Origin of the sequence: Pseudoalteromonas sp. KG3 (assembly GCF_030436385.1) — a bacterium.
GTDB classification, from domain to species: Bacteria; Pseudomonadota; Gammaproteobacteria; order Enterobacterales; family Alteromonadaceae; genus Pseudoalteromonas; species Pseudoalteromonas prydzensis.
In genome coordinates, this window is record NZ_CP098523.1 from 1,371,449 (window position 1) to 1,384,975 (window position 13,527).

Genomic DNA, 13,527 nt, shown 5'->3' on the forward strand with positions numbered 1-13,527 from the left:
TAATTAATAGCAGCTTGCCGACAGGCGGCTGCTATTGCTTCGGTGTGGTCGGACTGATTCGGACACTTCAATTTAGCCACACTAAGTCCTCTAGAACCTGTGACATCTTGAAACACAAAATTAAGAATCCAGCATTGTTAACTTTTTTCGCAAATCATTGTTGCCTAAATTCGGATAATAAGTGCAATTTCTCAGATTAGATGGCCAGCTGTTATAATTCGGCCATTTTCTCGCCAAAGGAAATTGCTTTAATGAAATATAAACAGCTGACACAAGAAGAAAGATACCAGATTTACGCGTTAATAAAAGCAGGAAATAACCAAAAGCAGATAGCTGAAGAACTAACTCGTTCACCGTCATCTATTTCTAGAGAGCTAAAACGCAATAAAGGACTTAAAGGCTATCGGCCTAACCAAGCCAATAACTTTGCTGAACAAAGACGTAAGTCATCTTTCAAAGCAAGTAAGTTAACAGAGGACGTCACTCACTGGATTAATAAATTGTTGCATGACGGACTTTCCCCTGAGCAAGTGGCAGGCCGCTTAGCTTTAGAGAAACAGGTCGTTTTACATCATGAAACAATTTATCAATATATTTACAGAGACAAGGCTCGTGGTGGCAAGCTACATAAGACACTCACTCGTGCATGTAAAAAGTATAAAAAACGCTATGGAAGCTATGATAAACGTGGACAGATAGTTAATCGAGTCAGCATTGATGAACGCCCAAGTATTGTGGATTCAAAGTCTAGGATTGGTGATTGGGAGGGCGATACAGTGATAGGTAAAGGGCGTAAAAATGCGCTTGTCACAATGGTTGAACGTAAAACGTTATATACAGTCGTTCACAGAATTGAAAGCAAGCATGCGAAAATAACAGCCGATGCGCTGATCACGTGTATGACACCATATAAAGGTAAGGTTATTACCGTGACGTTAGATAATGGAAAAGAGTTTGCTCACCATGAGCATGTTGCACAAAAATTAGAAGCTGATGTGTATTTCGCTCATCCCTATTCATCATGGGAGCGGGGCATAAATGAGAATACCAACGGCTTACTTAGACGCTTCTTCCCCAAGGGAACTGACTTTATGGCGCTAAGTGAAGCAGAGATACAGGCGGCAGTTGATAAGCTCAACCATCGGCCAAGAAAAACAAGAGGGTATAAAACCCCTCATGAATTATTTACGGGGCAATCAGAAGTTCTGGTGGCTGCATAATGATTGCACTTAATACTTGAATTCAAGTTGTCTCCAAAATTTTAAAGCCTTTGTTTATCTTCATTAACCTAAGCTTTCATTGAAAAGTTATAATACGACTGCTGCAACTTCTATTGTCTGCTTTTGGCACAAAGCAGCCTGAATGTAATTTGGCTATTTTAATGAAAAGACAACGCTAAATTCTTTATATTTCAATTTACGATGCTATAAATGTGCTATAAAAAACAGGCGGAAGAAAAAACAAAACACGTAACCCATTGACTTTATTGGTAGCCCCTACAAACACCAAACTGAACCAGCAAGCACATGAAAATTAACAACTTAATAAAACCAAATAAATGCAAATGTAACTACCAGTGTAACTAAAGCTTTTTGTCACCACTTTGCAAATATCATTTACAGCTCACATTAGAAGTGGAATTATTGAGCCACCAATAAAAAAGGACAATTATTCATGGAACGAATTAAATTAATATTTAAGATAGCCGCCTACTCATCATTTCTAATACTGGTCATTTGGTACTCATCAGGCAGCATCCTAAAAAGTTATGACCTAGCACAAAACGGGAAAGTAACCACAGCTAGAGTAATAGCATATCAATACAGTGAATCAAGCGGACGAAAAGTGCGCACCAAAAGACACCATGATCATTTGATAACTTTTGGCACTCATAGAGATTTAATAGATTTAGGTAAAGAAGTAAAAGTTGGTACTGAGTTTTACATCGTATACAGCACAGCCAACCCATCAAACTTTGTAGCAGGGAAAACTAAACATTCTGTATTTGAATACTTAAAGCAAGAGCATGGACTAGTTGGCCTAATTATAGGGCTGCTCTTAGTCATTTTTTTACCATTAGAGATATTAACCTTAGTAAAGCGAGCTATTTCCCCACCAAGCCGACCACAACCCACTCTAGCAGAAGTTAAACAAGCACAAATTGAAATAGGCAACGCTCGAGTAAGAATAACTAAGCCACTAAAAAAGTCAGTAATAATCGCCTTAGTTTCATTTGTCCTTCTTTTAGTTTTAGGTGATCACAAGGGTTCGTATAGCGACCTAATACTAACCTCAGCGTCTTTCTCTGCCGCAATATTTTTTATTGCATACTTGTTCACTTATAAACCAAAAAAGAATTAAAGCTATCAAATTGCATAATATTGCCTTGCTAGTAAACTACCTTTAAATATCGAGCAATTATATCAAAGGTTAGTTTATGAGTTATTCAATTATGCAAGCAGGCCAAAGCACAAAAAGCAAAGCTACCGGCTCACTTAAAACGCTATCGGACTTGGAACAGAACCGCGACATGACCAACGCAAACTTAAAACAACAAAAAAAGAATGCCCAAATTAGCGGGGCAGGAACTGGCGCAATGGTTGGCGCAACTTATGGAGCGTCAGCGGGGCCATGGGGAATAGCCATTGGAGCGGCTATTGGCTATGCTGCCGGTTCACTTTAAAACCGCGCATTGAGTCGCGAATTTACGCAGCTACCACCCTATCTAAGCAATAAATAACCAAAGGCATCAAATGGTTAATAATTTATGAGTGCGCATTTCATTAGTGCGCACTTTAACTGACCACCAGCAAACCGCTACAACTCATAGCCAAAAACACACCTCAAAAAGTAAACATTATTTAACGTTGAGATCATAGTAAATTTATAACGTGCTCAGCCGTTTCATGTGACCAATACAAAAGCCTGTAGAAATAGCCAGTATTGACTGGTTAAAGCATCTACGCCGATAATAATATTCTGTGATGGTGAACCACTTTTCGGCAATTAGAGCCTTACAAGTCGTACCAAAACAGGTTTGTGAGGGGTTACGGTCTGCGTAATCTCTCACCTTCCATAACTAAGAGTACAAATCGTAAATTCAAGCCCTCATTTGTTCCGCTTTAAATCACTATCAAATAAAAAACAATGACTTAAAAATTCAATTGTTCCGCCATTTGTTCCGCACTGTTCCGCTCATTCGGCGCAAAAAAACTATAAATCCCCTTAGAACCAAACCACTTTAAAATTCATTAGCCTTAGGCTTTATTCTACTAGCACCGTAATTTTTAGCCTGAGTAGCTTTGTAGCCCTTCCCACGCGCTTTAGCTAAATAAGATATACGGTAAATAGCCTCTTGCTGTGACTCCAAGCAATCGCGCTTCATGATGTAATAGCAATTTTTCGGCACATAAGCCGACCCATTTAAATCAGCCCATATCTGAATTACCTTTTTGGTTATGCTGTTTGGATAGTTAACTTTTGCCCCATCAATCATAAGCGCATAGTGATAGTGCTGTCGTTTTGCTCTCTCAAGCTCCCTACACCACACAAAACCAATACGACTAACCCCATACTGAGCCTTAACCCATTTAAACAGCCTACGGTTAAATACAGTGATTATTTTGTTGCCTGGCGTGTACGACTCCATACGCAAATCAAAACGAATTAACATCACACGGCTATGGTTGCTCAGCATGGCCTCAATTTGGTCTAGCATAGCTCGCATAGGCTTAACCATTAAGCCACTTTTCCCAGCGTTCACCCACCAGCCTTTATCACCGTGGACAAAAATGTGTTCATACCCTTTATCATTGTTACTTATGGTTAGTTGGTTAGTCATTCATGAGCCGTAGATATTATTAAATACCCAGTTAATTGTTAGTAGCTACTATCCATAGCTATAACGCCTCTACTGGAGCGCACCTTAAAAAATCGCCTTTTTTCGAGGGTAAAAAACCGACTTTGAGTGTTCATATTGTTTCACCAACAAAAAGCCAAAAACAACAAAGCTCACAGCGATAGTGTTCACTTACATTAAAATGCCGCTACATGAGTTTTTAGGCTGTTTTCTTAGGTGGGTTTCCCTTGGTCGTGATCACTACCAAGGGATAATTCAAAGTTGATTTAATATGCTGCTGGCGCATAGTTTTATTAAGCGGCCTGTTCATCAGAACGAGTAAGCATTTTACCTAATTCCTTTATGGCATCTTCAAGCAAACCATCCGCCAGCCAAATTACATTACTTAAATGCTCGCCAGTCAATCCGCCAAGATCCTCACTGTTACGCAAAGCATCCAATACTGATTTAGCTTGAATTAATAGCTGTTCAAATTTTAACTGCTCACCTGATAGCTCCCCAAAATACATATCAACACAGTCTGTCAGCACTCCCCCAATGCGATCACTAACAGTCCAAAGTAGACTAGCTAATGTAGTGCGCGGCATAGTCTTGTAGTTATCATTAGCAACGATGAAAGTCGTTAGGCTATATACCTGATTAATAACCCCATCAAGATAGTCAAAGTTATCCATCGAAATACTAATATCCTGCTTCATATTATTTGTAGTCATTGTTCTGTTCCTTATTGATTGAATTTTATTAAGTGCCAGTAATGGCAATACTTTAGTAATTACTACGGCAAACGATTAAAGGGCGCTAAATACTCCGCCTCTTGTTCCTTACTTAGCATTCCTGCCTTTCGCCTTGCTCGGCTCGCATTAATCTCTTTCAAAATTACCACAGCTATTTCTGGTGATGAAAAACTATACCTAAGATGAGTGCCTATACCGTCTGGATTCTCGTCACTCACTCGTGTAAATTCAAAGCCATGCAATCGCTCTAGCTGCGTAAAATAGTTCCTACCACTGGATAGGCCAACGTTAAGCAAAATATCGTTTTCTGTAGCGCCTGTGGGATGCTGCAAAATATAAATAAATGCGCGTTCTTTCTTTGGCTGCGTTCTCGGCTTTTTTGGGCTATTATCATTGGCTGCTAAATTGGCTTGAGTGGCGGCTTTTTTGCCGCTGCTCCCTTTCATTAGGCCGCCTCCTCGTCATGCTCCACACAAGGTAGGCTTTCCATCCAAGCCTTAATCTCGCTTTCAAGCCAACCCACTGAACGAGCGCCTAAGTCCCGTCTAGCAGGAAATAACCCCATTTTTTCCTTACGCCAAATTGTAGGGCGGCTCATACCAGTAATTTTTACTACTTCGCGTTGCTTTAAAATTCTATCAATCATCTCGCTTCACCTTGTAAATTATTGCAAAAAATGAACAAGGCAAATGTTAGGGCTTATGACTTCATATTGCGCAGTAGCTAACTTAACGCTGACCAGTATTAAGGTTAACTACTAATTTATAAAAGTTAAGCCATTGTAATTAATGATTTTACTAATTATTATTTTTCTTCTTTTCTGGGTTTAGAGCATCACAGATATAGTCATAAATCGTAGATCTAGCTCTAGCCTTTTTAGGTTTTCCATTTCCATCAGAACCCTCAAAAAATTTATAAGAGTGATCCACCACCTCATTTGCAAGTGAGTCAGCCACAACCTTTCCTGTGTTCTTATTGATACAATCCTCCCTTTTATTAGCTAAAACCCATAACGCAGCTTCAAGCACTTCTATTCTTTTCAAAGCGTTATTTAAACGTCCACCTAAGCGCTTACCATCTTCGACCTTTGATAGCTTCTGAGGCTTAGATGCTTGCGCCAAAACTGCTACTTGATCAGCCTTAATTAATAAGTCATCAATTTGAGGGTATATAGGGTGAGCATGATGTACTTCAATACCTTTGTATTCCGCCGGCTCTTGGAACTTTAACCTCCACGTTTGCCCTTCCATATCTTCCACCAACCCAACACTAAAGCTCTCATAGAACTGGTGATGTTCGTAGGGGTCAATAACATTGCTACCCGCTTCAACATCATTATCTTTGAACTCTACACCTAAATGTAAAAGCAATAATTCATGGAAATACTCGTCACACTCCTCTCTATTTAACTTAAAGAAACCCTCTAATTTTTCTATACTTTCAGGGCTTTTCTGTTGATTTTCGCGCACTCCATAACGACTATGTCGACCAAATAATTCAGTATAAAAATCAATTTTCCCTCTGTTATAATGCTGAAATAAACGCTTTAACTTCTGTTTATCGTCCATATCTGCTTTATCAAAAAGCATCTCTAACGCTTCATCTACACTAATAAATTCATCCATTAGCTAATCCTTAAACTACTTTTAAATGCTGGCTGCCAGTGACCGAATAATCACCCTTACTAGCCGCTTCAATATGATCAGACCACCAGCACATCATTTTACGTCTGCGCTCTAAATAGTCGGTTCGGTTGTAGGCTGCGCGTACTTGGTTTTTATCAACGTGCGCTAGTGCTGCCTCAATTAAATCGGAGTCAAAACCCTGGGCGTTTAACGTGGTACTGGCTAGTGCGCGTAAGCCGTGGGCTGTCTGCTTGCCTTGTAATCCCATACGCCTGAGCGCTGCGCCTAACGTTTCTCTGCTTAGGTGGGTACGCGGGTTATTATCAGAAGGAAATATAAAATCACGGTGTCCGCTAATAGGCTTTAAATACTCCAGCAGTGATAACACTTGCGGGGTTAAGGGGATCGCTTGTGGCTTGCGCTTTTTCATGCGCTCAGCAGGTATATTCCACACCCGATTATCAAAATCAATTTCACTCCACGCCGCCCCTGCTGCCTCTGCCGGCCTAGCCATTGTATGAAGCTGCCACTCAAACAAGCATTTAGTGATCAGCTTTAAACGCGCACTGTTAACGGTTGCTAATAGCATAGGTAATTGCTCAGGAGTCACTGTAGGCATGTTCGTATGTTTAACAGTGCCAAACGCTTTACCGATACTGTGAAGGTGGTTAATCGGCATACGCCCAGTATTAACAGCATAGTCCATCACCTCATTAATACGCTGACATAAACGGCCTAACATATCGAGCTTATTAGCGGCCTCCAATGGCCTCAACGTTTCAATGGTTAGCTGTGCGGATAGCTTGCTTATAGGTACTTTTCCTAGTGCGGGGTAAACATGTAGCTCAAACCCTCTACGGATATTAAAAGAGTGTCGCTGACTTACCTTAGCTGTTTTAAGGTTGAGCCATTCAGTAGCCACCGCCTCAAACGTGTTCTTTGCCTCAGTTGCTTTAGTGCTTTGAACTTCTTCTCTGTACTCTTTAGGGTCAATATCTTTCGCAAGTAGCGCCTTTGCCCCATCCCGTTTTTTTCTGGCCTCAGCCAACGTTACTGCTGGGTAAACACCAAAACTTATCTGTGCGCGTTTTTTTATATGCGGACGGTAGTAATTAAACAACCAAGTTTTAGAGCCATTTTCTTTTATACGCAGACCAAGCCCACCACCATCTGATAACAGGTATTCTTTGGCTTTGGGCTTCGCATTTTTTATCTGCGTATCGTTCAAAGGGGTTGTTGCTCTTGGCATGTTTCACTCCACTATCGAATAGGTAGCCAAACCTAAAAATGGGATACTAAAATCAAGATCCGCATTCTTCCTTTAATTTTCATTGGCTTAATAGAATTTAAGCGATTTTAGTTACACCAAAATCAACAAACCGATTCGGTGTAACTAGCAGTGTAACTAAAAATATGAAATGTAGCGATACCAAATTTTACAACCTGAAACATGAGAGGGTTATTTACAGTGGGATATATGGCGATTTTAAATTTATTGCTGCGGTATTTTTATGTATGAAACGTGTAAATGGTAGCCCCTACAGGAATCGAACCTGTAACTGCCCCTTAGGAGGGGGCCGTTATATCCATTTAACTAAGAGGCCAGAGCTAGGTGCTAGGAAATTATAACGGCTTATCCTATTTACAATCAAGCAGTTAAATGGACTTAATCGTTAAGCTAATTAATACTCGCGCGTTGTAGGTGGATATCGGCGTTGTTGAGTACGTAATATGGCAAGGTTTTATTACTACTGGCGATGACGCGTTTACTGCTGATATCGATAATACGGGCGTTTACTTCAACGCCGCTGTTGCGGTAAATCAAGGTGCCTGACAATACGTGGCTGGCAATGTGTTTATCAGCCAGTTGCTCTATATCACGCGAAAACACAAAGTCGCCACGAGCATTGACTGCTATGTAGTCGGTGGTTTTAAAGTCAACAATACCATAACCAAACTTTTGCAGTTGATGGATAAAGCTCTCTGATAACTGGTTGCCTAACTGACTGCTGTTATTAAGGCTGGCATCTAAATCAACAAATGAAGTTACGGCAATCGATACATCTAACTCGGTTTGCATGGTATCGACTAAGTCTAACGCCATTTGCTCCACATAATTAACTAAGGTTTTATGGTGCTTGCTAGGAGTAAATTGCGCTGAATTATCAAGTGGCTCTTGGCTATTAGCTTGAGCTTGCAGCAATGGAGTAAGGTCGTACTCGTACTGGCTGGTGGTGCTTTGTACTGGCTCAACAGGCGCTGAGTTGTTCATCATATTACATGCACTGAGCGTACTAAGCAGTAACCCTGCAGTTACTAAAGACGTGCTCGCTGTTAACTTACTCATTATAGCCTCACTTACTCGCTTGTTTGAGCATTACGCCGTCAGTGCGATAGCTGCTGTCGAGTGCATCAACCACAGATTGTGGAATAAAGCCTTGCGCAGAGCCTACAACAGCTTTGCTTGCTAAGCCAATAATGCGGGCATTAACGAGTACGCCACCTTGGTGATTAACCATAGTACCGGCCAGTACGTAGTTAAAGTTTTGATCTTGGCTAAGCTCTAAATAATCACGGCTAAATACAAAATCACCGCTTGGTGTGACGCGCATAAAGTCGGTGGTTTTGAAATCTATCACTGGTACACCAAAACTGTGTAGCTCGTGCATAAAGCTTTCGGCTATTTGATTACCCAGTAAAGTACCGTCGTTGTAGTTGTCGTCTAAAAAGATGAAGCTCGATACCGCAAGTGGCGTTTTACTGTTCACGTACTGTAGGTTTTCTGCCATATCTTGCATGATACCGCGCACATAGTGATTAATATTTTTACGCGTTGGTACACTAACTTGGCTGCTGTCATTGATCACCGCGGTATTATTTTGATACAGCGAATTGCTTTGCCCAGGAGCGGCAACCATTCTTTGATCATCAACCAGTTGTGGCGAATTATTCATACCTTGTGCGCTGCTCGGTTGTGTCATTTGTGCGCAACCAAATCCCAGTGGCAAACATAAAGTTAATATTAAGCGTTTCATGAGAGCTCCTAATTAGTATTCGCTGCGGTAAATGTAACCGTCGCGCTGTTGTATTTTTTCGTCGCCCCACATTACATTAATGGGGATCTCTGTGCTGGCTGCTGATACAACGCGGCTATCTTGCGTATTTACCATGCGGGCATTAACTATATAGGCATGTTGTTGCCGTGTTAATGTACCGGTGATGACAAAGTCAATATTCTGACGTTGACGTAATTTACTAATATCGCGACTTAACATACCGTCAGCATTACTAGCTAGGTTAAGGTGCTTTTCAAGGCGATATTCAATGGTGTTGTAACCTAGTTGAGTAAACTGAGTTAATAAACTTTCTTGAATTTGTTGGCTCAGCCCAGCTCCCTGCCCTTGTGCCAGCTCAGTATCAAGCCCACCGGCTAAGTAAAAGCTAGTTACGGCAATCCGCGCGGAGCTTTTAAATGGCCCGTTTACGTGGCTAAGTTGGGTGCTTAAATCGCCCACATACTGATGAACCGTATACGGCGCCATCGACGCTTTTTGGGCTTCGGTACTAGGTGCTGGTGGTTTTTCTTGCGTTAAACTACACGCCGTTAAACTCAGCAATAATAAACATAACAAAAGGCGCATAATTGCCATCCTTACTAAACATGGCAATTACAAAGCAAGTATTGTGCCTGTTTATAATTTTATTGGGTTGTCTGTGTAGTGAGTCACCATGCAGTTGAGCTGTTGTTGCTTTAATTTATCGCAATCAGCTTGGGCATTTTTTTGATACTGATACGCGCCGAGTTTAAGCCGATAATATGTGGTGCCTTTTACCTGCGCCGTTTCAACATTGGTGATCGCACTCGTTGTAACTAAACTGGGGGCTTTTTGTTGAATTGCTTGCCAGCTGGTTGCCAGTTGCGCTTGTTGGGTAACGGAGACTATTTGAAGTGCAAATAATGCCTGGAGATCGCCAGATGCCATAGGGGCTAATTCTGCTTTATGAACTGGCGATTGATGTTGCTGTTGCGATGCTGCCGGCGCACTACTTTCAGTTTGATCTTCATTCGCGATTGCAGTTAATTGTGCGATCAATAAGTTTAAATCGCTTTCAATTAATAATAGCCTTTCAATATCTGGTTTTATTGCTTGCCACTGCGCTGAACTTGTTTGTAACTGCTGTAACTCTTGCTTTGTTATTTGCACATACTGATCTGCTGTAGTCGTTTGTGCATTTTGTGTCTCGGTCTCGGTACTTTTACACCCCACTAGCCCAACAACAGTCAAGGCAAATAACATAGCGGTAATCATGGCAACAGGCTGTTTAATATTCATTGGCATTCCTTTAATGAAGTATTGTTCGTTGTTCAAGCTCACACTTCAAGCCTTGTGTTATGAGTGACTGACAAATGCCAGCGAACTCAGGCTGAGCATGCTCTGCATACCCTAAAGCGAGTATATACTTATTTTGCTGTTGATCGTGAATATAGAATACTTCTTGCTGATTTAAGGTTAAGCGCGGGCTAATCAATCTTAAGTAGGTTTTTAGCATCATTAATGATGAGAAACTGCCTGCATTAACAATAGTACCTGATACTTGCTCAAGAGACTTGAGGGTAAAATCGACACCAAGTAATACATCCCCTTTAGGAGATAAATTAACTTTAACCTGTTGAGTATTTTTTAGTGCTTTACGATCTTTGAACTGTTCATCAACCACAGCCCGATACTGCCCTGGCCGTAGGTCGGTAAACAAATAATAGCCATCATAAGCCGCTTGGGTGTTGGCAACTTCTTTATCGTTTTGATCTAACAAGGTTATTTTTGCATAAGGCTGCACATAAGTGTGATCGCCTTGCTGCTGATACACCACCCCTTCAATTTCGCTGGCGTTATTTAGCGGGTAATCCATGTATTCAATAAATCCTGCTCTTGGCGTGATTGAAAAGCCCTCATTGGCAGGCACAAAAAACGGATCGGGGAAGCTGTCTCTATCGAGCACAATATCTGTGGTGCGATTAGCTGGCATTGAGGTTAACAATGCAATGCCATTTTCATCGGTTATTGCTTGGCGATAATTTTGCAGCCCTTTTACTTTTATACCAGCAACACCTTGCTCGTCAGGATCCATAATGCCGTTGTTATTTTGATCTAAAAATACCCGTAACATTAATGTACCTGTCGTTGTTAAGCTTTGCTTAGACACAAAATAGTGATTGTTTTGTGTGTCATAACCAAGGCTGAATCGGCTATATACGCCAAGCTGCCAGTTATCTTCACTGTCGTAGTTTAGATTACTAGTGAGACTAAACTTATTGCTTTGCCAACTTAAGCCTAAATCAGCCGATTGAATATCATTAATACGAGAATCACGTAAGGTGACTTCTGCTTGCAGTTGACTGGTAATACTACGGTTAAACTCAGCCTCGTAGCTGGTGACTTCATTGATAGGAGATAATGTGTAATCAACACTAAAACGACTATAAATACGACCCAAACGCCCTTGCAAACGTGTTGAGCCATACACTGATTCAACATTATTACTTTGTTGCCATTGTAATTGGTTGCTCAAAGCTAGGCCTGCAATCGCATAATTCAAACGGTTCTGTGCTTGCTTATAGATGCCTCGGTTATCTGATGTTTGATACAATAAATTGTTTTGGTAGTTTAGCCGCCCGTAACTGTTTTGCATCAACTCGCCAGCCATATCAAACTGATAGCTGTCGTATTTTTGTTTTAATTCATCGGTTCGATTCGTTGCGCTAAAAAGTAAAGATTGATCAGCAAATTGCGTGCGTGCTGTAAGTTCAAGCTCTTGTTCATGTTGATTATTTTTCTGGTAGTCTAAGTTTAATAGCAGAGCGCTAAATAAGCTAAGGTTAGTCCCCAGTGACATGTGTTGTAGGTCGTCATGTGTTCTTTTTTGTGCCAATGCAGCGGTATATATCGAGAAGTCGTCTGTAATACCTTGCTCGTAGCGCCCTGCTATTTGCCAGCCCGTGCTGTCATTATTGAAGGCAGTATTGCCAAGCAATTTTTTACCCTGCTCAGAGACTGATAGTTCATAAAATCCTTCACCTTGTGCTAATTGGTTACTATCAATAAAATAATATTCGCTTTTTCGCTCGACCTGCCCTTGAGGACCATAAAAAATAAGCTCGAAGTTATTCTCACCATAAAACAAATCAACATTATCAAAAATATAACGACCATCTGATAAGCTTAATTGCTGCGCAATCAATACGCCGTTACGATAAAGCTCAACGTCCCAGCCTAACTGAATCGGACCACTTAAATTAATACGGTTACTATCAAATTGTTGAGTCAGTCCGCGGTTTGAAAACTTAATACCACGACCATACTGACTGTTGTAACGGCTGCCAACTTGTGTGGCCGTTACATCACCAAACTCAACTTCACTGGCTGCTAACACTCCAAGTAATGAGCTTTGCGGGTCTTGCTTAGTAAATGTTAAACGCGAATCGCTGAGTAAATCGCCCTCGCGACCAGATAAAAAGTATTCGGCAGATAAATAAGCAAAGTCTTGTGCACCTAATAATGAGTAACTTGTTCTATTTTGATTTTTATCAGCACTGTAGTTTAATTGTAAATCAGCAACAGGTGATGAAAGCGCTTGATACGGGCTGGCTTTCCAAGGCAAGGTGGGCTTGGCATTACGATTCGAGGGGTTAAGCCTTCTAGCATGGCGTTCTCGCTGTTGTTCAATTGGTAATAAGATGGTCGAACTTAACTCTATTTCTAAATCACCATAATCGACTGTAAATTGCAGCTCAAAAACCTCTTTTAACTGCGCCATTTCAATATACATGTCATCATCAATGCTAATATCAGCAGCCGTTAGTTCAAGCATACCTGCGTCAGTTATCAGTGTTGCAGGCAGGGTGCTGGCATCTAAAATGAAAGGCTGTTGATCTCGATACCAGCCTTGAGCAGAGCGAGTTACAAGATCAACTTCTATTCCAAATTGCAATATATCAGCTAGGCTACTAAGGCCAAGTTGAATACCCTGATCACTTTTTAAAGCGAACACCTCGCCTAAGTAGTAATCATTTAAAGACAACGAAAATAATAAAAACTCACCGCTTGCGATCCGCGGTTGGTTTGACGCAACAGGGCTGTTAACGTTAGGCTGAGAAGCTGTTGGTAAGTCGGTTAATTGAGCTTCAATCTTGCGAAGTGTTTTTAATGCATCATTCACAGTTACGTTATTAGTCGCGAATGCATTGTTACTAAGGCATAAACTTAGCCATAGTAACAAATACTTTGTAGTGCTATTCATGCTCAGCAAA

Annotated in this window: 14 protein-coding genes and 1 tRNA gene; 3 read left to right on the top strand and 12 right to left on the bottom strand. The window is 40.9% G+C overall.

The genetic code is table 11. From position 1 onward, the window contains the following. Positions 1 to 251: 251 nt before the first annotated feature. From NDQ71_RS06610 to NDQ71_RS06620, 3 genes are all read left to right on the top strand, one after another. Positions 252 to 1,220, top strand: a complete 969-nt coding sequence (locus NDQ71_RS06610; protein ID WP_086959932.1) for an IS30 family transposase — start codon at positions 252 to 254, stop codon at positions 1,218 to 1,220. Between the two features lie 454 nt (positions 1,221 to 1,674). After that, positions 1,675 to 2,361 (top strand): hypothetical protein, encoded by a 687-nt coding sequence (locus NDQ71_RS06615; RefSeq protein WP_301562471.1) that lies wholly within the window; start codon positions 1,675 to 1,677, stop codon positions 2,359 to 2,361. Positions 2,362 to 2,437: 76 nt separating this feature from the next. Beyond that, positions 2,438 to 2,683, top strand: coding sequence for a hypothetical protein (locus NDQ71_RS06620; protein WP_301562472.1), 246 nt, complete (start codon positions 2,438 to 2,440; stop codon positions 2,681 to 2,683). Positions 2,684 to 3,241: 558 nt separating this feature from the next. Here NDQ71_RS06620 and NDQ71_RS06625 read toward each other — a convergent pair. From NDQ71_RS06625 to NDQ71_RS06680, 12 genes are all read right to left on the bottom strand, one after another. Then, entirely contained in the window at positions 3,242 to 3,841 is a 600-nt protein-coding gene (locus NDQ71_RS06625) for an inovirus-type Gp2 protein (protein ID WP_301562473.1), read from the bottom strand. Positions 3,842 to 4,152: 311 nt separating this feature from the next. Further along, positions 4,153 to 4,572 carry a hypothetical protein gene (locus NDQ71_RS06630; protein WP_301562474.1) on the bottom strand — a complete coding sequence of 140 codons (420 nt, stop codon included), beginning with the start codon at positions 4,570 to 4,572 and terminating at the stop codon, positions 4,153 to 4,155. A gap of 62 nt (positions 4,573 to 4,634) precedes the next feature. After that, a complete protein-coding gene (locus tag NDQ71_RS06635) occupies positions 4,635 to 5,039 on the bottom strand; it encodes a hypothetical protein (RefSeq protein ID WP_301562475.1) in 405 nt (134 codons plus the stop codon). Next, complete coding sequence (locus NDQ71_RS06640; protein WP_138611398.1) at positions 5,039 to 5,239, bottom strand: AlpA family transcriptional regulator; 201 nt, start codon at positions 5,237 to 5,239, stop codon at positions 5,039 to 5,041. Before NDQ71_RS06640 ends, NDQ71_RS06635 begins: the two co-directional genes overlap by 1 nt. 151 nt (positions 5,240 to 5,390) lie before the next feature. Then, a complete protein-coding gene (locus NDQ71_RS06645; RefSeq protein ID WP_301562476.1) occupies positions 5,391 to 6,218 on the bottom strand; it encodes a hypothetical protein in 828 nt (275 codons plus the stop codon). A gap of 10 nt (positions 6,219 to 6,228) precedes the next feature. Next, positions 6,229 to 7,467: an integrase domain-containing protein gene (locus tag NDQ71_RS06650; RefSeq protein ID WP_301562477.1), complete on the bottom strand. Its 1,239-nt coding sequence runs from the start codon at positions 7,465 to 7,467 to the stop codon at positions 6,229 to 6,231. A 280-nt stretch (positions 7,468 to 7,747) separates the two neighbouring features. Beyond that, positions 7,748 to 7,822 (bottom strand) — tRNA-Arg (locus tag NDQ71_RS06655). Between the two features lie 74 nt (positions 7,823 to 7,896). Then, entirely contained in the window at positions 7,897 to 8,565 is a 669-nt protein-coding gene (locus NDQ71_RS06660; RefSeq protein ID WP_192541544.1) for a FlgO family outer membrane protein, read from the bottom strand. 7 nt (positions 8,566 to 8,572) lie between these two features. Beyond that, positions 8,573 to 9,253, bottom strand: a complete 681-nt coding sequence (locus tag NDQ71_RS06665; protein ID WP_192541545.1) for a FlgO family outer membrane protein — start codon at positions 9,251 to 9,253, stop codon at positions 8,573 to 8,575. A gap of 12 nt (positions 9,254 to 9,265) precedes the next feature. After that, positions 9,266 to 9,859: a FlgO family outer membrane protein gene (locus NDQ71_RS06670; RefSeq protein ID WP_301562478.1), complete on the bottom strand. Its 594-nt coding sequence runs from the start codon at positions 9,857 to 9,859 to the stop codon at positions 9,266 to 9,268. A gap of 51 nt (positions 9,860 to 9,910) precedes the next feature. Then, the gene (locus tag NDQ71_RS06675) at positions 9,911 to 10,552 is read right to left on the bottom strand and encodes an SPOR domain-containing protein (protein WP_301562479.1); all 642 of its coding nucleotides are present in this window, start codon (positions 10,550 to 10,552) and stop codon (positions 9,911 to 9,913) included. A 10-nt stretch (positions 10,553 to 10,562) separates the two neighbouring features. Continuing rightward, positions 10,563 to 13,517, bottom strand: coding sequence for a hypothetical protein (locus NDQ71_RS06680; protein ID WP_301562480.1), 2,955 nt, complete (start codon positions 13,515 to 13,517; stop codon positions 10,563 to 10,565). Between the last annotated feature and the right edge of the window lie 10 nt (positions 13,518 to 13,527).